Genomic DNA, 24565 nt, shown 5'->3' on the forward strand with positions numbered 1-24565 from the left:
TTTTCTTTATAATATCAATTAAGCTTTTTTTTAGAGAAAGCAGGAGAATCTCTTGAAATTATTATTTCAAATTCTCATTAGCTGCAACATCATCTGCCAGCTTAGAAGCTCCGTCTAAAATAGTCGGACCATATCCAAAGAATTGGTTGAAGTCGATCACCATAATCGCTTTGTTTTTAATGGCATTAATGCTTTGCAGGGCTTCATCGTTATAGAAGCTGTCAATTGTAGCTTGCGTATCAGGACCGCCTGCATAATGAGAAAGAATCAACATATCTGGATTAATCTCAACTAATTGTTCCACACTCACTGTTCCTTCACTATCAGCTAATGCATTTGTTAGATTCAAGTTGTCAAGAATGTCAGCAATAAATGTATAGTCTCCGCCTGGATCAGGGGAAATCTTGCCTTCACCGCCATCGAATACATATGCATATGTTAATGGCTTTTCACTGGCTTTTTCTTCAATGGCACTCTGTTTTTCTTTTAGTTCATTGATATAATCTGCAGCAGCATCTTGAACGTTAAAAATCTGACCGATATCTTCAATATCCTTATATAAACTATCAAGTGTTCCACCCGTTAGACTTGCATGCTGTACAAAAGTATTGATGCCTAGTTCATTTAAGCCGGTGATTGAACCAACACCCCATTCGGCATCCTGGAATAGTCCTGCCCGTCCCATTACAAGGTCAGGATCTGCGCCGACAACAAGTTCCTTGCCGGCATATCCTTCTGAAATGACAGGAATTTTTGCAAAGTCTTCAGCAATTTCAGGATCTGTTTCTCCATATAGTGCAGAAACCCCAACAATTTTGTCTGTTAATCCTAAATGAACTAAAATTTCAGCCATTCCTTGTGTATTGGCTACTACTTTACTTGGTGCTTCCTCAAATGTTTGAGAATGTGTTTCATATGTAACGCCATCGGTTGTTAAATAGTTATCAATTGTAAGCGGGTACTGTGTTTCGTTTGAATCGGATGCAGCTGTTTCTTCTGTATTTGTCTCTTCTTCTGTGTTTGAGCTGTCAGCTGAATTTGCCTGTTCCGAATTTGAGCAGCCAACTAACAGGAATAAAACGAATGCAAACACTAACCATGAGAATTTTTTCATATTTCCTCCACCTTTTGAGTTTTATAGTTTGAAAGGCTAATTGACAATGATAATCTTTCTCGATTAGTATAGAGGAAGATATTCGTTTTGACAATCTTTTCTTTTGGAGGAAATGAAAGTGGACCATCATTCGAGCAAAGGCTTTGTACAATCAAAAACTTTTTTGGCAATGATCTATTCTGGTGCTATTATTATTCTTTTATTATCTATTGTGATGGGCGTTTCACTAGGACAAGTGGATATTCCTTTCTCAGAATCATTCCGAATTTTAGTTCATAAAATGTTTGGCATTGGGGAGCTCGAAAATGGCTCCAGTGTCAATATCATATGGAGCATACGGTTTCCTCGTGTTTTAATGGCTTTGCTTGTAGGAGCTGCTCTGGCACTTTGTGGTGCGATTATGCAGGCAACTGTCCAAAATCCTCTAGCTGACCCATATATTCTGGGGATTTCTTCAGGAGCTACATTAGGTGCAACATTCGCCGTACTGATTGGTTTTGGTGCAGGCACAATCTTTTCTCAGTTTGGTTTAGCATTTGGTGCGTTTGCAGGAGCACTTCTTGCCAGCGTCTTTGTCCTTACTTTCTCGAGCATAGGCGGGAAAATGACTTCCGTTAAATTAGTACTAATGGGAATGGTTATTAACGCTCTGTTTTCCGCGTTTTCAAACTTTATTATTTATATTGCAAATAACGCAGAGGGCATCCGGACGATTACCTTTTGGAGCATGGGAAGCCTTGCAAGTGCACGCTGGAGTGAAATACCGCTTCTCACAATCATTGTACTAATAGGGATTATTTATTTTCTTATTCAATCAAGGAATTTAAATACGATGCTGCTTGGAGATGAAGCAGCCGTTACTCTGGGCATCAATTTAAGTACATACAGAAGAATTTACATGACCATTACGGCGATTTTAACTGGGATTACGGTTGCCTCTGTAGGAATGGTTGGATTTGTAGGACTGATCATTCCACATTTAATTAGAAGTATTGTCGGTTCTGATCATCGAAAACTGCTTCCGGCAGCCATTTTATTTGGATCTATTTTTCTCATCTGGGCAGATATTTTTGCACGTATCATTCTGCCATCAGTGGAACTGCCGATCGGCGTTGTCACCGCCATGATTGGTGCGCCAATGTTTATGTACATGCTGATTAAAAAAGGATATGGATTTGGAGGAAATTAAATTGAATTTGCAGGTTGAAAACATTTCAATTGAAATTGGGAAAAAGCAAATTGTTGATGACATCTCACTTCGTGTAAACAGCCAGCAATTCGTTGGTATTCTAGGTCCAAATGGGTGCGGTAAATCAACACTGCTCAAAAGCATCTATAAGGTTTTATCACCAAATAAAGGGTACGTAAAGCTTGGTGAAATGGATGTACTAAAGGAAAAGTCTAAGAAAATTGCTAAACATCTAGGAGTAGTAGGTCAATTCAATGAAATCAGCTTTGATTTCACAGTGGAACAAATGGTCATGATGGGCAGGACGCCTCATAAAAAACTATTAGATTCTGAAGCGAAAAAAGATCATGAAATGGTAGAACAGGCGTTAAAAACAGTAAATTTATTAGCTTATAAGAATCGCAGTTTTTTAACGTTATCAGGCGGAGAAAAACAAAGGGTGATCCTGGCGCGGGTATTAGCTCAAGAACCGAAGTTTTTAATATTAGATGAACCGACCAATCATTTAGATGTTAAATATCAGATAGAAATCATTAAAATGGTCAAGCAGATTAATATCGGTACGTTAGCTGCTCTGCATGATTTAACGTTAGCTGGATCGTATTGTGATTATTTATATTTACTTAAAAATGGATCGGTCGTCACATATGGAAAACCGGAAGAGGTTCTTACAAAGGAGAATATAGAATTTGTTTTTGATGTGAACTGTGAAATCTATCAAAACCCTGTAACTGGCCATATTGGTATTGCTTACTTATAAGTTTTTAGAAAAAGCGAAGCAAGGACAACCATATCCTTACTTCGCTTATGTTTTGCACAACTGAGACGTTATTCCTGCCAGTTTGTATGAAAGCTGCCTTCTATATCATTTCTTTCATAAGTATGAGCACCAAAATAATCACGCTGTGCCTGGATCATGCTTGCATTGGAAGTCCCTGTCCGGTAGCTGTCGTAATAGGTGAGGGAGGCACCTAAGCTTGGGAATGAAAGGCCAGATTGAATGCCCTCACAAACGACTTTTCTCATGTTCCTTTGATACTCTTTTGTTTTCTCAGCAAAATAGGGAGAGATTAATAAATTGGTTAGACTGTAATTCTCTTCATATGCTTCACTTATAATATTTAAAAATTCGGCGCGGATGATGCAGCCGCCGCGGAAAATAAGCGCAATATCCTTTAATGGCAAGTTCCAGCCGTACTGCTCTGAAGTCATTTTATATTGAGTGAACCCTTGGGCGTAGGCACAGATTTTCCCCATATATAAAGCTTGTCTGATATGTTCAATCCAAACCTCTTTATCCAGCTCCTGCAGCTCTATTTCAGGAAGAGACAAAATGGTTTCGGCATTCATTCGTTCTTCTTTTAAAGAGGAAAGGTAACGAGCGAATAAAGATTCTGTAATGATCGAGTTTGGAATTCCATGATCGATCGCTTGAATGCTTGTCCATTTGCCGGTTCCTTTTTGCCCGGCTTTATCGAGGATTACATCTATTAGCGGCAAGCCAGTCACATCATCCTTTTTTCGTAAAATATCAGCGGTAATTTCAATTAGATAGCTTTTGAGTTCTCCCTGATTCCAGGATTCGAAAATATCTGCAATATCCTCAACAGATAACCCTAACCGATCTTTTAAAAAAGTATAAGCTTCGGTGATGAGCTGCATGTCTGCATACTCAATCCCGTTATGTACCATTTTGACAAAATGGCCTGCACCTCTAGGACCCATATAGGCACAGCAAGGTGTACCATCAACCTGTGCAGCAATTTTCGTCAGAATAGAGGCGACTTGTTCATAAGCCTCACGATCTCCGCCAGGCATAATGGAAGGACCTGTTCGAGCTCCATCCGCTCCGCCTGAAATGCCAATTCCTAAGTACCTTATTCCTTTTCCTTGCAGTTCATCATATCTGCGTTCTGTATCTTCATAATGAGAGTTGCCGCCGTCCATGATAATATCTCCTTCTTCCAGAAAAGGAGTTAAGCTTGCAATGACCTCATCAATCGCTCTGCCTGCGGTTACCATTAAGAAAATCTTCCGCGGTTTTTCTAAAGATTGTACAAAAGCTTCAATGTTATAGAAGGGACGAATGGTTTGTCCTTCAAGCTTTTCCATAAGCTGATCCGTTAGGTCGCTAGTATAATTATATACACCTACGTGTTCGCCCTTATCCGCCATATTCAGGGCAAGATTGCCGCCCATAACACCTAAACCGATTACACCAATTGTATTCAACATAGCTACTGCTCCTTTTTCTTGATGAATAGGCAGTAACATCTGCAAATAGTTACTGCCAAAATAAGATTTATAATAAAATTATTTCTATTTTCACTGTGCACTATGAGGAGGTTATGAAAAAAACCTTTACTGAGGTTTTATTAAGCCTCTCTGATATTGGGCAATACGAGTATAATCCTCTTCTAATACTTTGGACAAGCTGATAAATATTGGAATCAATTGTCTGTATTCCTTTGAAGCCTCTTCCATAGGTGCATGTTTAAAGGTACTGCCAACCATGTCAGAAACACTTTCAAATGAGTCAATTATTCCTGTTGCGTATAAACCTAGAAGACATGCACCAAGACATGAACTTTCGTAGCTCTCTGGCACCGCTACTTCTGTTCCAAAGATGTCGGCCATCATTTGTCTCCAAACTTCTGAGCGTGCAAATCCGCCTGTTGCCTGAATGCGGGTAACCGGGCTATCCATACATGCTGTGAGTGCCAAAAAGACGGTATATAGATTGTAAACAACCCCTTCTAAGGCTGCTCGAATCATATGTTCTTTTTTATGTGATAGCGTTAAACCAAAGAATGATCCGCGCACATCGGGATTCCATAAGGGAGCACGTTCACCTGCAAGGTATGGATGGAATAAGAGACCGTCTGCCCCTGGTCTTACTCGTTCTGCAATCTTGGTTAATACATCGTAAGGATCAATGCCCAGCCTTTTCGCCGTTTCAACTTCTGATGCTGCAAGCTCATCCCGAATCCAGCGCAGAACCATGCCGCCATTATTGACCGGTCCGCCAATGACCCAATGCTTCTCCGTTAAGGCATAACAGAAGATTCGTTCTCTATCATCTGTTTTCGGCTTATCAATAATCGTCCTGATGGCACCACTTGTCCCAATCGTGACCGCAATTTCCCCTTTTCGGATTGCATTAACACCGAGATTTGAGAGAACTCCGTCACTGGCCCCAATGACAAAAGGAGTCTCAGGATCAATCCCCATTTGTTTCGCTAGAGCTTGATCACAGCCTTTAAAAATTTTAGTAGTTGGCACGAGTTCTGATAACTGAGCAGATGTGATGCCAGCAGCCTCTAATGCTTCTTGATCCCAATCGAGTTTTTCAAGATTCATCAAGCCCATGCACGATGCAATCGAATGATCGACAGCATACTGATCAAAGAGTCTTTTAAAAATATATTCTTTAATGCCGATGTATTTTTTCGTTCCCAGAGCAATTTCAGGATGTTCATGGACCAGCCAGGCTATTTTGCTTAAAGGTGACATAGGGTGAATCGGCGTCCCGGTTCGTTTATAAATGGCATGACCATTTAACTCATTCTTAATTCTATGAGCCCATGCTTCACTGCGGTTGTCTGCCCATGTAATGACCGGCGTAAGGGGCTCATCATTTTTATCCATTGCGATGACACTGTGCATGGCACTGCTAAAAGAGATAAACGATAGCTTCTTATCATTGTGCTGCTTCATAATATTCGAAACAGCTTGCAGTACAGCTTTAAAGATTTCATCCGGGTCCTGTTCAGCTGTTGTTATATCTGGAGTGTATAGTGGGTAGCCAATATTTTCAGCTTGAATAACTTGCCCGTTTTCACTAAATAAAACGGCTTTCGTGCTGGTGGTGCCGATATCAATTCCTAGCATATAGGTAGTCACCTTTTTGCTCACCTCAATTTCTCTATTTCAATAGAAAAGGCGAAAAATGAACTTACACTTTTTCGCCTTTTCTCAGTTTATTTATTGTTTAGTGTAACTCCGGCCAGTAGCCTTTATTTGCTTCAATTAGATCATCCAGTATTTCTTTTGCTACTTTTGCACTTGGCACTGTTTTTGAAAGTGTTAGAGCCTGCCATAATTTCTGATAGCTGCCTTCAATATACGCTTCAACGACTAATTTTTCAACCGTCACCTGCTGATACATTAAGGCTCTCTGGAATTCAGGAATTTTTCCTTGGCTTAGTGGCTCTGGGCCGTTGCTTCCTACGATACATGGAACCTCAACCATTGCGTCATCATCAAAGTTTGCGATTGTTCCGTTGTTTTCTACGATCAGAAGCATTCTTTCATGTGTATTGAAGGCGATTGCACGAGCTAGATCGACAACAAAGGTAGCGTGTGCACCCATTTCGAACTCACAGCCTTCTGAAGTCCCATTTTCAATGATTGTTTTTGCCATAGAGAAAACAGTCTTTTCTCTGCCGGCAATGACTTCATTTGCTCTTGTGTGATCTGGGTTTGAATGCTCCACCACATAATCAGGAAATAAATAGTATTTTAAATACGTGTTTGGCAAGAATCTTGGATCTACCGCTAATAGATCTTTTGCTTTTTTATGTGTATCCTGCCAGCTTGCATCTGTATGCTGTGTATCCACTTCTTTTTGCGTCAGATAGCCATGCTCAGCCACATAATCACGAATCGTTGGTAAATATTCATTGCCTTCTTTATCTTTAATGCTTGTCCACCAGCCAAAGTGGTTCAATCCGAAATAGCGAACTTCTAAATCCTGTGGCTCTTTGTCAATAATATGTGAGATTCTGCGCAGTGTTCCTACAGGCATATCACAGATGTTCAATACCTTTGAATTCGGGCGAAGAACGCGGCAAGCTTCTGCTACAATCGCTGCAGGGTTTGAATAGTTCAGCATCCAGCAGTCTGGTGAATATTTCTCCATTAAATCAATCATCTCAATCATATCACCGATGCTTCTCATTCCGTAAGCAATTCCGCCAGGTCCACAAGTTTCTTGGCCAAGAACACCATGTTTTAATGGGATTTTTTCATCTTTTTCACGCATTTCATATTTTCCAGTGCGAATATGTGCAAAGCAGAAGTCTACATCAGTGAAGGCTTCCTCCGGATCTGTTGTAAAACTGAACTCAATATCCGGTGCTTTTTCTCTCATCACAATGTCCAGTGCGTCCCCAAGCATAGCCTGTCTTTCACCGTCATTGTCATATAGTTTTAACGTGCGAAGGGGAAAACGATCCAGATTATCTAATAGCATCATAACAATCCCTGGTGTATAAGTACTTCCTCCGCCTGCGATGACAACTGAAAATTTCTTCATGTATCTCCATTCCCTTCTGATTTTATTGGTTTTATTGCTGTTTCATGTGAAACATTTTGTTTTATTCAGTTCCTTCTAACCCTAAATAGTTATCAACTGCTTTTCGTACACTTGTTACCTGCAAACCGTAAACAACTTGAACGTTTTTATCTTTAATGATGACCCCATTGGCACCTGTCTGACCTTTTAATACAGCTTCATCTACTAATTCAGGCTTATCTACCGTTAAGCGAAGTCTTGTATAGCAATTGGTGACAGTTTGAATATTTTCCGCTCCGCCTAAAGCATTGACGATCACGCCTGCAAGTCCGTCATCTCCCTGTGATGCTGGAGTTTCTTGTTTATCTTTTGTTTTGCTTTCATTGTATTCTTTCTTTGAATAAAGCTTTGTTTCATTTCCATCATCTTCTCTTCCGATCGTTTTGAATTTAAACTTCGTGATTAAGAAGCGGAAGATTACATAGTAAGCAACAAAGAACATTAACCCGACTACAATGTACATCGGCCAGCTTGTTTTTTCGATTCCAAGCGGCAGGTTGAATAATAGGAAGTCAATCATTCCGTTTGGACCGATTGCTCTGACATCAAATAGATTTAACACGACGAAACTTAATCCGCTTAATCCAGCGTGCACAACGAATAACAGCGGTGCAACAAACATGAATGAGAATTCAATTGGTTCTGTAACTCCAGCGATAAAAGATGTAACAGCAGCTGGAATTAAGATTGCTTTTACTTTCCCTTTATTTTCAGGTTTAGCAGTGTGGTACATCGCTAGACATGCCCCAAGTAAACCAAACATTTTTGAGATACCGCGTGCATCCCAAATGACACTTTCAGAAAGAACTTTTACAGTTGGATCCGCAATTTCTGCATAATAGATATTTCTTGCACCTTCAAATAATTGTCCGCCAACTTCTACTGCACCGCCTAGTGAGGTGTATAGGAAAGGCGTATAAATCAGATGGTGAAGACCTGTTGGAATTAATAGACGCTCCAATGCTCCGTATAAGAAGAGACCAAAGTTGCCGCTGTGATTGATCAATGTTCCAAGGCTGTTTATTCCAGATTGGAAGAACGGCCAGATAAAGGTGAGAGCGATAGATAATAGAACAACAACAGGTATCAGCACGATAAAGGCAAAGCGAGAGCCTCCGTAAATTTGAAAAGCACCTTTAAATTCTTTATCTGCAAACTTATTAAAGACGATAGCGGTTACAATTCCGAGAATAATTCCTAGGAAGACACCCATATCCAGGATTTGAACACCTAAGACAAGGGTCTGTCCTGAACCTTGCAGAGAATCACCTTCAAAAAGGACTCCGCTTAGTTCCATGAATTTATTCATTGCGTTAACGAATACTAAATAGCCTAAAAGTGCCGTAAAACCAGCAACAGCCTTATCTCGATTCGCTAAACCGACGGTTATACCAACACAGAAGATGAGTCCAAGGTTACCGAGGATTGAAACCAATGACCCTGTTAAGATTGATCCAAATCCCGTGGTGATCGGGTTATCTAAAAAAGGAATAACTTCTAGAAGCCTTGCATTGGTAAATAAATTTCCAAATGCGATTAATATACCTGCAATCGGCAAAATAAGTACGGGAATGAACATGGCTTTGGAAAAGCGCTGCATTCCTTCCATCATTTTGGCTTTCATCTTGCCGCCTCCTTACCTTTATATGATTTTTTTGATGTGTTTAGATTACAATGTAAGCGCTTGTAAGTCGATGCTTTTGCCACGATAAAAAACGTGTTTCACATCTAGAAACACGTTTCGTCACTATACTATCAGAAAGTATAAATGAGCATCGCAGTAAAGAATTCGACGCAGTGGCTCATTTAAGGAATGTAGTATAAGTGCAACTAGACCTGTGTCTGCGTCCTTTCATCGGCAAGTTTTCTTTACTTCTCTTTTGTGGTTAAATGGGAAATATATTGCTTAAAGATGAATTCAAACATCAGCAGCAGGCTTGGAAAGAAGCTGCTTGGCAGCATATTGCGATCATCAAGCTTATTCGGATCCGTTATTTTAAAATTCAAATCAGAAAGCTCGGCGACTCGATTTTCTGTTTCCTTTGTAAAGGAGGCTGTAAACACATCATGCTCTTTAGCTGCCTGAAGCTTATTAATCACCAGCTGTGTTTCACCGGATTTGCTGATCACCACTAAAGCACCAATATCCTCAAGGTTATTTTCAAAGACACCAATGGAATCTGTGCCGCTCGAAAAAATAGTCTTTCTACCTAATACGAGCAGCTTCTTATAAAAATAATCTGCGGCAATAGCTGAAAAACCGGTCGCATAAATAAAAATATATTTGTGCTTAAGATTCAGCACTTTACTGATAAACATTTCAAAATCCTCTAGTGAGTTATGAGTTAAAAAGTCGTTTTGGCTAATATGTAAACAGTCTTCGATTTCATTGCTCTCAGGACTTTCCACTTTATTGATCATGGGCAGGAGGTGATAATACAGATCGACAAATCCTGTATAGCCCATTTTTTTTGATAGACGAATAATGGTCGCAGGAGAAGTGAAATTTTCTTTAGCAATTTCCCGGACTCCTTTTTGTAAAACGTGGTCAATGTTCTGAATGATATATTGAAGAATCTGCACATCTAATTCCGTTAAGTTTTTCCCCTGAATCATTTTGCTGATATCAATCAATTGGATTCACTCTTTCTGTGGCTTTTGCAACCGTTTTTAATAACTTTACCACAAATAGAGCAGGATAATCGGTTTAAATGAAGCGGCTCATCAGCGGGAGACTTTTTTAGGAAGCTGATAAGAAAAATCACCTTATTATTTGTAGCGCTAAACAAAAGAAAGTGATTATAAAGTGATATGGTACCTGTAATAAATAACCTTTTTAAAAGTTTTTACCACATGTACCATATTATTTTTCGCAGCAGTTTAATAAGGTGAGTATGGAATATTATAATTTGGATCTTGGTAATAAGGATATGGATACGGATATGGCGGATACGGTGGATAATACGGATATGGCGGATAATAATATCCAAATCCAGGACCAGGAGCCAATAATGCACCAGTAGCAAGACCTCCTAAGAAACCTAAGCCAAATCCAGGTCTTCCGAATCCAGGTCTTCCAAATCCAAAACCAGGTCTTCCAAACCCGAATCCCAATCCAGGAACTAAGCGCTGATAACCATTGTTCAAAGCAATTCCTCCTCTATGATGATTTAAGAATCACTAAAGGATATGCACAAATAGCCTATTAGGTTTGGGCATCTGCCCCATTATGAAATTATTTTCTTTGCCGAAAAGCATAAGGTCTCTATTTAAATTCCAAGGATGTATATAGCATGTTAATACAATTCGGGGATCGGTCCACATGCAACCGTTTCAATCGTTCTTTCGTCAAATCCATAGAACGTCCAAAATGCTCCATTCCACCTGTATCCAGCCACTTCACCATATTGAAGATATGTCGGATAAAACCAAAACCCTTCCCCATTTATTAACCATACATAGGTGTAGTTATATAAACAGTCAACGAGATAGTGTGGTGGATATGGTTTCTGGGGAACGAATGGCGGCGGTGGAGATTGTGGCTGTTGTCTCATAAAGCCTTGAGTGGGAAAAATAGTCATAGCTGGTCACTCCTTATCCATAATTTCCCCCATATATTATGCTGAGAATGATAAAAAGTTAAAAAATATGGTTGGTCATTTGATAAACACTTTAAATTCCCCGCAGCTGTTTGAAGGATAAGAACAAAGGGTTCCGCCCGCCTTTCAAGGAGTTAAAGTCTTATGAAGAATATTTCTCTGCCATTTCCAGCAAATATCCTCGAAATTCTTCAGCATAGGATTTTGGTTCAACAATCGTAAGATTTGTACCAAAACCTGCTAAAAATTGAAAACCTATCGTATTCTGAGGAACATGGATGGTAGCAAGAAGGCGCTGTGCGGGATCGATTTCAATGCTCTCTCGGCCGTATCTTTCTATAAAATGATCTTGTATGGCAGGTGAGATAATCGCCTTTATAGTGATTTGCGGATCTTGATAACTCGTATGAGCGTGCTTCAGTGCCTGTTCCCTAGGATGAAAGGATTGTTCTCCTATAGCAAGTTTGTCGATTCTAGATAATTTAAACGTTCGATAACCCTGCCGCTGTAGGCAAAAACCCTTCAAATACCAGCTGCTTTCGCTAAAATGAAGCTGATACGGCTCGACCGTTCGAATGGTGCTAAGACCATTCTTATCTATATAATCAAAAGTGATCAACTTATGTTCTGCTATTGATTTTTGGCATGACTTTAAGATTTTAGAGATTTCTGACCGGCCTTCCCACTTATAAAAAGATAGATGGATTGAATTTTGCTTTGCCAATGGATTAATCATCGCTTCCATCTTTTTAATGGTAAGTTCCACTTCCTCGCTCATAAAAATTTGTTCCAATCCTCCAAGCGCAATCAATATATTTTCTAAGTCAGAGGTATTTAAGAGGCGTTTATCAACCTTGTATTCTTCCATGATGCCGTAGCCGCCATTTACTCCGTGAACCGTGTAGATCGGAATGTTTGATAGGCTCAATGTTTCCATATCACGAAGAATTGTTCTTTTGGAGACATTAAATAACTGTGAGAATTCTCTCGTCGAGACGATCTCTTTTTTCAGCAGGATCATGATAATCGTTATTAATCGCTCAATCTTACCCATAACATCACCTTTTTTTATTTATTTAGAAAAGGTGACATACAGCTGTCACCACTAATAAATTATACTTCATTTATCAAAAGAAGGAGGTATACCTATATGTCAGCTATTGTTTATGTAAACTTTGATGGAAACGCAGAAGAGGCAATTGAATTTTATTCGGAGGCACTCAATGCAAGCAAGGTAAAGAAAGTGAAATTCAAAGATTTCCCGCAGGATCCCAATTTTCCAATGCCGGAAAATGAACTTAATATGATCATGGAATCTTCCATAGAATTCGCAGGCTGTAAAATCATGATGTCAGATCTATTGCCTTCCATAAAGAGTGTGACAGGTGAGCTGGTGAAGGGAAGTAATGTTCTCATTAGTCTAGTGATGGATGATAAAGATTTATTAGAGCAATATTTTAAGAATCTATCTAAAGGTGGAATTGTAATCATGCCTTTATCGGAAACGCCTTGGTCTTCCTGCTTTGGAATGCTGGTTGATCAATTCGGATTGACCTGGAAATTTAATCGTGACGCAGATCAGTTTCTGGACAGTGTCATTGCGAACAAACAGTAACTAAGAAAACATGGCCTTGCATGGAAGGCCATGTTTTTACTATTTAGGATGCTCTTATATTAAATATCGTCATTAAAAAAATCCAGCATCTGATCCGTTTTTACCGGGTATGAACCTTCTCCCCCTGAACCCAAACCTCACGAATATTCTCCGGCCGAACGTTGTACATGATCTTTTGGAAAATATCATACAAATCTTCGTTAGGATCGAAAATAGGCAGTTTGGCCGCAGGTACTTTCGTATCGATGATCTGCACATCCCATGCATAGCCTTCTTTTATCCGGCCAACTGGAATGCTAAGGCTTTCTCCACCCCCAGCTGTTGCGAGATAGAATGCTTCATTGATCGTAATGCGTGAGTTTGCTACTCCTCTTTCATCTGCTGGGAGATTTGCGTTAACACCGTCTTCCAGCATTCTTGAAGAGATAACAGCCTGTTTGGCATTATCATATAAACTTGGTGTGGCACCAGCAGAAATATCAGTTCCTAGTCCAATGTCGATCCCCATTTTTCTAAACCGATGGAGAGGAAGGACGCTATTGGCAAAATAGGCATTTGATAACGGGCAATGAGCAATAGCTGTGCCAGTTTCAGCGAATAAAGCAGCGTCCTCATCGCTAAGGAAATTACTATGAGCCATGACGGATTTATCACTTAGTAATCCAAAGTCATTTAAGGCAAAGGCATCATGTTTGTTAAATCTTTCTTTTACATAATGATGTGCCCAATCACTTTCACTGCAATGAGATTGAATATGGGTATCGTATTTAAGAGCCAAATCGCCTAAGCCTTTTAATGCTTCATCTGAACAGCTGGGAATAAAGCGAGGTGTGACAACTGGATACACACCTTGTTTTACTGTTTTATTCAGTTCTTTTACTGCCAGAATAAACTCTTCTGTCTCTCTAAGTGCGGTTTCGGCATCTTGGTCCCGATAATAAGGTGGGTTTTGTTCAGGGTCGTCCATAACAACCTTTCCTACTAATCCGCGCTGTCCTTTTTGTGCGCATATTTCTGCCAATAATAGACTGGCTTCCTTATGCACGGTCGCGAAGTACAGAGCAGTAGTAGTTCCATTTGCCAGCAGTGTGTCTACTAAATTTCCATAGACACTCTGGGCAAAATCTAAATCCGAGTATTTAGCTTCTAAAGGAAACGTGTACGTATTCAGCCAATCATATAAGGGAAGGTCCTGAGCTGTCCCCGACTGAGCCCATTGCGGGGCATGGACATGCAAATCCACAAAACCAGGCAGGAGATAGTGCCCATCATCCAAAACATGAAAGTGGTCTTGCCCCTTATGAGTCTCTATCAATAGCTGATATTCTTCATCTTGTGGTGCAACGATCTTACTAATCATGCCACTATGATTAATGCAAAAAAGATAATCTTTTAGAATACTTATTTTCTCTGATGAATCACTTGTGAAAGCAGTTCCAACAAAAATTTGCGTATAATTATTCATAATTACCTTCCTAATGTTCGTATTTTGTGTTATCATCGTGATTATAGTGAAATGGTAACACTTTTTCTCTATAAAAACACGAATTATATTTATGAAAATTAAATATTGTTTTTCATATAATCGTAGGAATATGGCCTACAAGTTTCTACCTGTCTACCGTAAATAAACAGGCTATGAAAAGCAGAGACAGGATCAAATTCTTTCTTGGAATTTGTCCTTCTTTCGTATTTCGATAAGGCTCGAAATACATGCTTTTCTATTTCCGGAAGCATGTATTTCGAGCTTTTTTTGTATGTTCAGTCTTGCCGGAAAGCAATCATAATGTGTTTTCGAAAGGCAGCATAAGTAAACAGCCTTATTTAAAAAAATCAGAACCTAGTAGGAGGATGACAACATGGAGAGTACTACGAAACATTTAGAGTCTGCCAGCAATGATGGGCAGAAGAAAAGAGAGGTTACCTTCTCACAATCATTATTCCTTGGACTGCAGCAGGTTCTAGCAATGGACCTGTTTATCCCGCCGGTTATTTTAGCTGGAATGTTATCCTTTTCTGTTACAGATAGCACGATGCTGATACAAATGACATTCCTTGCTTGCGGAATTGCAACGATTATTCAAGCGGGACTGGCTATGAAACTGCCTGTTATGCAGGGGCCTTCATTTGTACCGCTTAGTGCATTGGCTGCCATTGGGACGACTTCAGGAATTGGCGTCATGATCGGAAGTTTAATACCAGGTGCCATATTAATTGCTTTATTGGGTAATCCGCTCAAAGTGTTTAGTAAAGTGGTAAGAAAATTTATTCCGCCAATCGTGGCAGGAACCGTTATTGTGGTGGTTGGGCTATCACTAATGCCAAGTGCCATCAATTCGATTTATAGTGCAGAAGGAAGCTTTGGAACAAATATGTTAGTTGCTTGCATAACAGCAGCCATTCTGATTTTTTGTATGTATGTTGGAGAGAAATCAAAAACCAAACTGAAATATATGAAACTCGTATCCGTTATTTTATCACTGGGAATGGGAACTGTTGTTGCATCATTCTTTGGATTAGTTGATTTTTCATCTGTTGGAGCATCTGCGTGGTTCCAGGTGCCAAGCCTCTTTGCATTTGGAATGCCGGAATTTGAACTTCATGCGATCTTAATCATGCTTGCGATTTACTTTATCGTCATGATAGAAACAACCGGAACATGGTTTACAGTAGGAAATGTGACGGATGAAGAACTTACGGACAAGCGTTTAAATGGCGGAGCATTTGGTGAAGGAATCGGCTGTTTTGTTGGTTCATTTTTTGGCGGGACACCAGTGACTGGGTATTCTTCTAATGCCGGTATTATTGCCATTACGGGAGTGAAGAGCCGAAAGCCGATTATCATGGGCGGTTTCATACTCGTATTGCTTGGAATGATGCCAAAGCTGATGACCGTTATTGCTTGTATACCAAGTGTTGTCATTAATAGTGTGTTTGCTATTCTTTGTGTCGTGATTATGATGAATGGTTTTAAAGTAATTAAAAACGTGCCATTTACAGAGCGGAATATGCTGGTAATTGGTGTATCGATTATGCTTGCGATGTTTGCAGTGCTGATTCCAGCCAATATTTCTCAAGGACTTCCAGAAATCGTTACTTATTTTGTTTCTTCAGGAACAGCTGTTGGAGCGGTTACGGCTCTCATTCTGAATTTAGTTCTTCCGCAGAAGCTTGATGACACTGAAGTGACAAGCAAAGTCAACGTAACTATAAACTAACATCGAGAAGGAGGATCTCTCATGCAACAAGATCGATTATGGAATGAATGGCATCCGGTATGTAAGGCAGAAGAATTGCTGGATGATCCGAAGCAGGTATATGTACTAGGTGAACGTGTCGCCATATTTCGCAACGAAAAAGGTGTACATGCTTTTAAGGACTTATGTATCCATAGAGGAGCAGCTTTATCACTTGGTAAAGTGGTAAATGGAAACTTGAGATGTGCTTACCATGCCTGGGAATTTGGCTGTTCGGGAGCTTGTGTGAACATTCCGGCTCTGCCGAAGGGACGTCCAATTCCGCCTAAAGCAAAAGCAACGGTTTACAAATGCGAGGAACACCTAGGGTTGATTTGGGTTAATTTGGGAGATGATCCAGCGCCGCTTGTTTCTTACCCCGAATATCATCAGGATAGCTATCATACAGCCATTTGCGGACCGTATGAAGTAAAAGCCAATGCACCTAGAATCATTGAAAATTTTCTCGATGTTTCTCATCTGATGTTTGTTCACGAAGGATTGCTTGGAGATGAAGACCATGCTGAGGTAGCGGATTATACTGTAGAGTTTAAGGATAATCGTATTATTACTAGTAAAATTCCTGTTTACCAGCCGAACCCTGACGGCCGTTCAAAGGGTGGCTATGCAAACTATGTATATGAAATTCTCAATCCAAAAACAGTGCGCTTTACAAAAACGACAGATGATAATGATGAGGAATTTACCATTTTGCTTGCTGTTAATCAAATGGAAAATGAGAAGTCTCAAGCGTTTATGCTATTGACGAGAAACTATGACTTAGATAAGCCGGATGAACCTTTTATAGAGTTTCAGGATATCATTTTTAACCAGGATTTAGACATTGTAGAAAGCCAAAAACCAGAGCTGCTTCCATTAGATCTGCAAGCCGAAATGCACCTGAAGTCCGATGCACTTACCATTGCCTATCGCAAATGGCTGCAGGAGCTTGGGGTGGAAAACGGCACCTCGCTAATGGAAAAAGCAGCACAGTTATAATCAGTTTAAATATATGTGACTGTAAAGCTATAACAAGAAGCCTATTCAAGAAATTCAATACTTGAATAGGCTTTTCTTTTACTATTAGAGTTCTAAGCTATCGATGTTCGCTTGAGCAGTACCGCTAAGAGTTCCTGCTGTCCAATTAGGTATATAAGAAATTCTTTTGGATAATTGCTGGAAAATTAATAGAATTGAAGGATCTGGTGATATAATTGAGTACACTCTATTGGAAATTTCATACCTATTTCTGAACCAGGAAGGAGTTTTTATAAATGAATGCACCACTGCAAATGGGGGCAAATACAGCATTAACCTCCCCAAAAGGGACTGTAACAGTTAGCCATGATGTTTCAAATACCATTGATGTTTCGTTGACGGCTTTTCTTTTAACAGCTGCTGATAAGGTACAGGGAGACAGCGGCATTATTTTTTATAATCAGCCAAAAGCTCCTTCTGGTGCTACGACGTTTATACCAGCTTTGATTGTTGGACAAACAAAAGTACATAAAATGGACTTTGACATGAGTAAAGTTCCCGCTGACATTGTGAAAATAGCCATTACATTGACAGAAGATCATCATACAGGTTTTTTAAATGTAAAAAACTTAAAGGCGGAAATCCGTACCGATCAAGAAGTGATTCAATTGATTCCATCTAGTTTTACAACGGAAAATGGCATTGTCGTACTCGAAATATATGTAAGAAATGGTCAGACAAAGGCAAAATCAATATGGCGAGGGTTTAATTCTGGTCTTGAAGGTCTATGTGAAAACTTCGGTGTAGAAGTTGAAGAGGAGGAGAAAATGATCCCTTCTGAGCCTAAAATGGCACCAACAGAGCTTCAGAGTAAGAGCAGTAAAAGTGCATTTTCGTCGATCAGTCTGGAAAAGGTAACAGGCAATATCAGTCTCGATAAAGGTCAAAAACCCGTGATTATTGAAAAGACACCAGAGATCACCGCTACAGTTTCTTGGAAGACAGGTACAGATTATGATATTTATGCTTTAGTTTATACAAAGAATGGCAGACAAATAGATGTAGCCATGTTTGGAGCACAAGGCACACCGCCTCTTAGCCGCTACGGCAATGGAGCTGTAGAACATATGGGTGATGTTGGGAGAAACAGCGGTTCGACAAAAACGGAGATTATTAAATTAAGATTGACAAATGATATTCTCGCAGTTGTTCCGGTTGTTTATTCTGCACAGTCAAATGGAACGGGTTCATTTTATCGATATAAGGTGTCTATGAGTATCGATAATCATAAAGGGACTTCCGTTACAATATCTTCCAAAAATGCGAATAATAATGATCGGATCTATACGTGTGTGCCTGGAATCCTTCATAATACAGATGATGGCATCATGATCAGTCCGCTGGAGTATTATAGTAAGCCGAATTCAGAGAACCGGCCAAGACTTCAAATGGGCCCATTAAATCTAGTAGAAGTACTTATGGACCAAGGCCCAGTAAATGATTACAAGTAGGTAAGCAGCTTGAATAAAATAGGTATAAAAAGAAGTTGGGTCATAAGTATTTGACATACATAGAACCGAGTGGTTAGGGAGGTCATCTTTCTAATCATTCGGTTTTTATTTTATTAACATGAGTGAAATGGAGCGGAGGACTCTCGACTCCTGTGGGCAATAGAGGAAAGGGTGAGACCCCGCAGGAGCGCGCGACGAGGAGGCTCAGCTTCCTCCCCACGGAAAGCGAGGGTCCGCAGCGCAATGGAACGGACTAGTTTAAATACCTAAAATAAGATGTTGAATATTGTTTTAGAATGATTAATTTCGTTTTGTCCGGTCCTCTTTTTCAAAATTGTGAGTAATTCATTAATTATGCAGTCTCTATTTAATTAGACTTGTTTCATAAAGAAGTAACATATTTAACAATAATTAACAAAACCTTTACAGGAACTGCCTTTTTTGAGAGGGGACAGGTTTGTTACATTGTAAAGTGAATATTTTATTCAAGATCTCGATGACTAACAAAATGGTTTAAAGATTCTTTGTTTAAACTCTGCAATTAAGATTACACTCTTTTTTTTGGCTTTTAATATCCAATCCAAGTTCAGAAAAAGGAGATGGTCTATAGTCTGTATCATTTTATTCGTTTTTACTTAACTCTTTATAAATAGTGGGGATGTATATGCCCGTTTTAGATAAAAACTAGATGTAGAAATGAAATAGTAAGGAACATGACTAACAGGCACATATTCAAAAAATGTGGGGTGGACCATGGTTAAAGATCTATTAGAAATGGTAAGTCAGTTTATTTTCTATTTGGGAATCGTGTTTACACTGTTATTTTTATATAAAGTTTTCTACATATTTGTTGCGTTTAAAGCTAGAAGGGATCATTCTCAAGAAGAGAAAGAAGTTCCGCTCCATAAATATGCATTTCTAATACCGGCTCGAAATGAAGAACTTGTCATTGGACAGTTGATTCAAAGCATTAAAAATCAGAATTACCCGAGAGAATTGTATGATATTTATGTATGTGCCGACAATTGTACAGATCAAACAGCTGAGATTGCCAGACAAGCAGGGGCCATCGTAACGGAACGCTTTAATAAAGAAGTGGTTGGGAAGGGTTATGCACTCAATCATCTGCTGAACATTATTAAAAGGGATTACTCTTCTGAAAGCTATGATGGGTATTTTGTTTTCGACGCCGACAATCTTTTAGATGAAAATTATATCCAAGAAATGAATAAAACCTTTAATCAGGGATACCGAGTTACAACGAGTTACCGGAATTCAAAGAATTATGATGAGAATTGGATTACATCTGGGTACGCGCTTTGGTTTTTATATGAAGCAGAATTCCTAAATCGCCCAAGGATGTATCTGAAGACAAGCTGTGCTGTTTCGGGAACAGGTTTTTTAATCCATTCAGATGTGATCAAAGAAAATGGCGGCTGGGTCCATCATCTTTTAACCGAAGATATCGAGTTTACTGTCGCACAGATAATTAAAGGAGAAAAGATCGGCTACTGCGGGAAAGCTGTTTTCTATGATGAGCAGCCATCTATCTTCAGTGAGTCCTGGAAGCAGAGGCTTCGCTGGGCAAAAGGGTTTTACCAAGTATTCATGAGGTATGGCAAGGATTTGATGAATGGAATCATTCGCGGGAAAGGCAACAGAGTTTCCTGTTTCGATATGATGATGACGCTTGCGCCCATTATTATTGTTTCTTTTCTTAGCCTTGTCGGGAATATAGTTGTCCTGCTTCTTGCCTTATTAGAAGGAGAAGGACTTTTCAATGAATATGTATTCAGAGGGGCTGGCGGGATCCTGTCAATCTATGTATTTCTATTCTTCTTTGGATTAATTACAACAACTATGGAGTGGAATAAAATACGATGTTCCAACTGGAAGAAAATCTTCTATATGTTCACATTCCCGCTCTTTATGTTCACCTACCTGCCAATATCCTTAGTAGCCTTATTTAAGAAGATTGAGTGGAAGCCAATCCAGCATACTGTTGTTAAATCAATAGATGACTTGCGCTAGCATTTCCGCAGTGTATGAGTGCTTTATAGGCGAATGGAAGTAAAAAGAGGCTAATACAATACAATGATATGCCCGAACAAGCAGCAGATACTTTTCATCTGTCTAATTGTTCGGGTTTTATTATGAAATTGAGAAACTACTATTGAAAAATCATCACTTTGGTAGAAAGTACCTATCTTAATAATGTTATATTCCCCCAAAAGCCTCAGAAACCATATCTTTCCTAAATCGTACATAAAATAGTAGAATTTTCTAGAGGAGGAGGATAAGGGATGGGATTGATAAAAAGAAGCGGCATATTTGTTTTATTCATTTTATCTTTAGCGGTTATGACAGCATGTGCGAACGAACATACACAAAATGAGGATACAAAATCTGCTGCTGCACCTGCTGCGGAGGAATCTGCGGAAGAAAAAATTCCTGCTGCGGCAAGAACAGTGGAAGAGATGGCAGAACAAAAAGCTGGCACATTGGTAGAGGAACATATGGATCCAGAGCTGGAAACTCTGCAGAGCTGGGATCGGCAGCAATATCTTGATTTTATCCAAGAAACATTCGAGCCAATTGCCGAGGAAGAACTTCAGACTTATTTTTCAGAGAATAAAAGCCTAAGCAGTGAAGAGGTTTATGATTATCTCGTACATACACTTGGTTCAGGAAATTATAAAAAATATTATGAGGAATTAGCTTCGTATGATCACGGATTTAGGATGCCTGAATTGCCGGATGGTGAGGATGAGGTGACAACGAAAGAAAAGAAGGTAAATGCTTTAGTATTATTAGATGCGAGCGGCAGTATGAAAGAAGCTTTAGAAGGCAAGACGAAAATGGATTTGGCAAAAGCTGCAATTGAGGGTTTTGTAGAGCAAATTCCTAAGGAAGCAAATGTTTCGCTGATATCATACGGACATGTCGGAACAGAAGCTAATTCCGATCAGGCAAAATCATGTGCAGCTGTAGAAACGGTATACCCGTTAGCAGCGTACCAAAAGGGGAATTTCACAAATTCCCTTCGTTCATTTGAGGCAAGCGGCTGGACTCCATTGGCTGGAGCGATTCAAAAAGCGGGAGAAATCTTACAGGCTTACCCATCAGAAGAATACTATAATCAAGTTTACATTGTAAGTGATGGAGTAGAAACATGTAATGGAGATCCTGTTGCAGCAGCAAAAGAACTTCAGAATCAGAATATTAAGGCAAAGGTCAATATTATTGGATTTAATGTAGATAACGAAGGCCAGCAGCAGTTAAAGCAAGTTGCAGATTCTGGCGGGGGAGAATATGTCACTGTAGATAATCCAGCTGAGCTTGAAGTTGAAATGACGAAGAAATGGCAGCCTACTCTAGGGCAAATCTGGTGGACACAAGGTGTGACATTAAATGAAACAGTTGAGGCAATGGAACGAATGAATGACATTTATAATCCACTCTATTTTGCCTCCGAATCAGAAATGAATCGGATTAAACATGCGATTCGCTTCTTAAGTAATGAAGAACTCATTTCTGTTGAAGTAAAGGCTGAGGTTAATGAATTAGCAGATTCTTTATATGATTTAAGGAAAGAGCACTTTTCAGCGTTGAAAGAAACCAAGGAAGCAGAGAGAGAACAAGCACATGAAGAAATAACCAAAAAGGTTGAGGAATGGCGTAAACAATGGCAGTAAAACGATTGTTTATGAAGATAGTCTGGTCAAGTTGAACAGCAGCCAGGCTGTCTTCTCGAACGAGTGCAGGTTGAGAGTGAGGGATTAGCTTATGGGCATACAACTGAAAAAGAAAACAAGGAAGCATGTTTCAGGCAGTGATAAAAGAGAAACGATAGCTGGTGTAATTGCGATCATCAGTGTTTGTTTCTTTCTGCTCACACTCATTTTATGGGGAGTATCTGAGCTAATTGATGAAAATTTTATAGTGTCTGAAATGTTGGGTGCATATAGTGTAGCAAGCTTGTTTCTTTGCTTTGGCATCATGTTTATCGCCCTTTTCGTTGGCATTAAAGGCAGTTGGTTTGGGAGAATTATCTGTCTGTTTATTGCGGGTTTTACAGCGTCAGGCGCTTATTCCTTTGTGGAAACATCTGACCTTCTTTATAAAGATAAATCGGCCTATGAAAACAAGCAATTTGAAACGCTTGTGATGATTCCAACTGGAACAGAATTTGACGACCCAGACTATGGGAGGGAATACCTCATGGAGTTGGAATTCAATGAATTGACCTTAGACGTCTATTCTTTGGATATCACGAGAAGCTATTATCATGAAAATTTATCAGGAAGACAGCTTGAGATTGATTATCTTCCCAATAGCCGGTATGCAGTAATTGTTAAGGCGTATCAGGAGTAAAGGCGGAGGCCCAGCAGGTTTGCAGAGCAGACGTAGCCTGATCCCCGGGGAAACGAGTGGCCAGGCGCAATGGAGCAAACAGCATAATATGTTTTGTTGTCTCCTAGCGCTGTCCAAGTCTCATTGATCAATAAAGAATCTCAATTCATACATTCCGTCAATTCAATAACTTGGTCACAGGAAACAAGCGGAAGGGAAATGCTTACAACGGTGCCTTTTCCGACTGTACTAGTTATATCCATCGTTCCATTATGTGCTTCAATAATTCTAAGACTGGTCATCATTCCTAACCCGGTGCCTTTTTGCTTTGTCGTATAAAAAGGAAGACCAATATTTCGGAGTAGGTCCTCGGGAATGCCCTCTCCCTCATCAGCAATGGAAATAAATAAGGTTTGATCATCTTTTACTTGCACATTGATTAAAACTTTGCCGCCATACTGCATAGATTCCAGCGCATTTTTTATTAGATTAATAAATACTTGCTTTAATTGATTTGCAATACAGCGTACCGGCGGGATTGTCTCGTCATTTACTATCTTTATCTCAACATTGTGCATTAAAGCTTGTGATCCAAGCAGTGTCGTTACATTTTGAATAATTTCTTCTATATTCTCAAGTTTAAACTGGTGGGCCTGTGGTTTGGCCAGCAGCAATAATTCTCCAGTAATCAGTTCAATCCTTTCCATTTCACTCGACATTACCTCTAAATAACTGTCTTTAATACGTCCTTCTGATGCTTTCATTAATTGTAGAAAGCCTTTTAGCGCAGTTAGCGGATTCCGAATTTCATGGGCAATTGAAGCAGAGAGCTGTCCAACTGCTGAAAGTTTTTCTGATTTTAGAAGTTTTTGTTCTGTAAGCTTTCGATCTGTAATATTTTTAGCAATCCCGTAGACGCCAATTACCTCCTGATCAACGATAATGGGCATATTCGTTACACTTAGATAGACTATGTCACCATTCTTATGTAAACATTTAATTTCGTAGTTTTGAGTGGTACCGTTAGCGGCTCTTTTGTAGTAGTCCATGGTTTTGTCCAAATCTTCCTCGGCAACAAGAGGTATAAAGGTCTTAAGCAGCAGCTCTTGTTCACTGTATCCCAGCATCTTTACCATCGCAGTGTTTACACTAAGATAATTTCCTTCTAAATCGAAAGAAAATACAGCATTAGGATTATGCTCGAATAGTGATTTATAATGCTGCTCATTCTGTGAGGCTGTCTTCTTCTCTGCCGTTATATCCTGAAAATACACGGATAGCCCATTGTCAGAAGGATAAGCCCGAACACTAAACCATGCATGAAGAGGTGGAAAGTAGGATTCAAAATGTACAAAAACCTGTTCATTTACAGCTTTCTGGTATTGTTTATAAAAAATTAAGTCTACTGCTTCCGGAAATTCGATCCATATGTTTTTGCCAACCAGATTATCACGGCTGCGGAATAAAAGGCGAGTTGCATTGTCATTCACATAAGTAAAGTTCCAGTTCATATCTAATGCAAAAAAACCATCTGTAATGCGGTCTAATATCTCAAAGGCATCTATTTCAACCAGGTTCATAAATAGGAAAACCTCACTAATTCAACTATTTTAA

20 protein-coding genes and 1 riboswitch are annotated in these 24565 nt (G+C 39.5%); of the genes, 9 read left to right on the forward strand and 11 right to left on the reverse strand.

Annotated elements, in window-relative coordinates; all coding sequences use genetic code 11:
- Positions 1–61: 61 nt before the first annotated feature.
- Positions 62–1114, reverse strand: a complete 1053-nt coding sequence (locus F7732_RS19380; protein WP_151575713.1) for an ABC transporter substrate-binding protein — start codon at positions 1112–1114, stop codon at positions 62–64.
- Between the two features lie 112 nt (positions 1115–1226).
- Here F7732_RS19380 and F7732_RS19385 point away from each other — a divergent pair, with 112 nt between their 5' ends.
- On the forward strand, positions 1227–2303 hold the full coding sequence (locus F7732_RS19385) for a FecCD family ABC transporter permease (RefSeq protein ID WP_151575714.1): 1077 nt from the start codon (positions 1227–1229) through the stop codon (positions 2301–2303).
- A gap of 1 nt (position 2304) precedes the next feature.
- A complete protein-coding gene (locus F7732_RS19390) occupies positions 2305–3063 on the forward strand; it encodes an ABC transporter ATP-binding protein (RefSeq protein WP_151575715.1) in 759 nt (252 codons plus the stop codon).
- A 68-nt stretch (positions 3064–3131) separates the two neighbouring features.
- On the opposite strand, the gene gnd is transcribed toward F7732_RS19390, so the two are convergent.
- The 8 genes from gnd to F7732_RS19430 form a co-directional block, all read right to left on the reverse strand.
- Positions 3132–4538: a decarboxylating NADP(+)-dependent phosphogluconate dehydrogenase gene (gene gnd, locus F7732_RS19395; protein ID WP_151575716.1), complete on the reverse strand. Its 1407-nt coding sequence runs from the start codon at positions 4536–4538 to the stop codon at positions 3132–3134.
- A gap of 126 nt (positions 4539–4664) precedes the next feature.
- Positions 4665–6206 carry a gluconokinase gene (gene gntK, locus F7732_RS19400; RefSeq protein WP_151575717.1) on the reverse strand — a complete coding sequence of 514 codons (1542 nt, stop codon included), beginning with the start codon at positions 6204–6206 and terminating at the stop codon, positions 4665–4667.
- 88 nt (positions 6207–6294) lie between these two features.
- On the reverse strand, positions 6295–7620 hold the full coding sequence (locus F7732_RS19405; protein WP_151575718.1) for a 6-phospho-alpha-glucosidase: 1326 nt from the start codon (positions 7618–7620) through the stop codon (positions 6295–6297).
- 61 nt (positions 7621–7681) lie between these two features.
- Positions 7682–9283, reverse strand: coding sequence for a PTS transporter subunit EIIC (locus tag F7732_RS19410; protein ID WP_151575719.1), 1602 nt, complete (start codon positions 9281–9283; stop codon positions 7682–7684).
- 245 nt (positions 9284–9528) lie between these two features.
- Positions 9529–10293 (reverse strand): MurR/RpiR family transcriptional regulator, encoded by a 765-nt coding sequence (locus tag F7732_RS19415; RefSeq protein WP_151575720.1) that lies wholly within the window; start codon positions 10291–10293, stop codon positions 9529–9531.
- A 246-nt stretch (positions 10294–10539) separates the two neighbouring features.
- On the reverse strand, positions 10540–10806 hold the full coding sequence (locus F7732_RS19420; RefSeq protein ID WP_192913061.1) for a hypothetical protein: 267 nt from the start codon (positions 10804–10806) through the stop codon (positions 10540–10542).
- 149 nt (positions 10807–10955) lie between these two features.
- A complete protein-coding gene (locus F7732_RS19425; RefSeq protein ID WP_205068225.1) occupies positions 10956–11240 on the reverse strand; it encodes a transporter in 285 nt (94 codons plus the stop codon).
- Between the two features lie 160 nt (positions 11241–11400).
- Positions 11401–12312 carry a helix-turn-helix transcriptional regulator gene (locus F7732_RS19430; protein WP_151575722.1) on the reverse strand — a complete coding sequence of 304 codons (912 nt, stop codon included), beginning with the start codon at positions 12310–12312 and terminating at the stop codon, positions 11401–11403.
- Positions 12313–12408: 96 nt separating this feature from the next.
- Here F7732_RS19430 and F7732_RS19435 point away from each other — a divergent pair, with 96 nt between their 5' ends.
- A complete protein-coding gene (locus tag F7732_RS19435) occupies positions 12409–12873 on the forward strand; it encodes a VOC family protein (RefSeq protein WP_151575723.1) in 465 nt (154 codons plus the stop codon).
- 100 nt (positions 12874–12973) lie between these two features.
- Here the strand turns inward: F7732_RS19435 and guaD are convergent, their stop codons facing one another.
- Positions 12974–14338 carry a guanine deaminase gene (gene guaD, locus F7732_RS19440; RefSeq protein WP_151575724.1) on the reverse strand — a complete coding sequence of 455 codons (1365 nt, stop codon included), beginning with the start codon at positions 14336–14338 and terminating at the stop codon, positions 12974–12976.
- 92 nt (positions 14339–14430) lie between these two features.
- Positions 14431–14532: riboswitch (purine riboswitch) on the forward strand.
- Between the two features lie 200 nt (positions 14533–14732).
- Between guaD and F7732_RS19445 the strand changes: the two genes are divergently transcribed.
- The 6 genes from F7732_RS19445 to F7732_RS19470 all read left to right on the forward strand — a co-directional run bounded on the left by F7732_RS19445 (position 14733) and on the right by F7732_RS19470 (position 22972).
- On the forward strand, positions 14733–16091 hold the full coding sequence (locus F7732_RS19445) for a nucleobase:cation symporter-2 family protein (protein ID WP_151575725.1): 1359 nt from the start codon (positions 14733–14735) through the stop codon (positions 16089–16091).
- Positions 16092–16112: 21 nt separating this feature from the next.
- Positions 16113–17108 carry an aromatic ring-hydroxylating dioxygenase subunit alpha gene (locus tag F7732_RS19450; RefSeq protein WP_151575726.1) on the forward strand — a complete coding sequence of 332 codons (996 nt, stop codon included), beginning with the start codon at positions 16113–16115 and terminating at the stop codon, positions 17106–17108.
- Between the two features lie 275 nt (positions 17109–17383).
- Positions 17384–18598 carry a TerD family protein gene (locus F7732_RS19455; RefSeq protein ID WP_151575727.1) on the forward strand — a complete coding sequence of 405 codons (1215 nt, stop codon included), beginning with the start codon at positions 17384–17386 and terminating at the stop codon, positions 18596–18598.
- Between the two features lie 753 nt (positions 18599–19351).
- On the forward strand, positions 19352–20629 hold the full coding sequence (locus F7732_RS19460; RefSeq protein ID WP_151575728.1) for a glycosyltransferase family 2 protein: 1278 nt from the start codon (positions 19352–19354) through the stop codon (positions 20627–20629).
- Between the two features lie 272 nt (positions 20630–20901).
- A complete protein-coding gene (locus F7732_RS19465; protein ID WP_151575729.1) occupies positions 20902–22293 on the forward strand; it encodes a vWA domain-containing protein in 1392 nt (463 codons plus the stop codon).
- 91 nt (positions 22294–22384) lie between these two features.
- Positions 22385–22972 carry a hypothetical protein gene (locus tag F7732_RS19470; protein WP_151575730.1) on the forward strand — a complete coding sequence of 196 codons (588 nt, stop codon included), beginning with the start codon at positions 22385–22387 and terminating at the stop codon, positions 22970–22972.
- A 140-nt stretch (positions 22973–23112) separates the two neighbouring features.
- Here F7732_RS19470 and F7732_RS19475 read toward each other — a convergent pair whose 3' ends face one another.
- Positions 23113–24531, reverse strand: coding sequence for a PAS domain-containing sensor histidine kinase (locus tag F7732_RS19475; protein WP_151575731.1), 1419 nt, complete (start codon positions 24529–24531; stop codon positions 23113–23115).
- Positions 24532–24565 lie beyond the last annotated feature (34 nt).

Origin of the sequence: Bacillus mesophilum, assembly GCF_008923265.1 — a bacterium.
Lineage (GTDB): Bacteria > Bacillota > Bacilli > Bacillales > Cytobacillaceae > Cytobacillus > Cytobacillus mesophilum.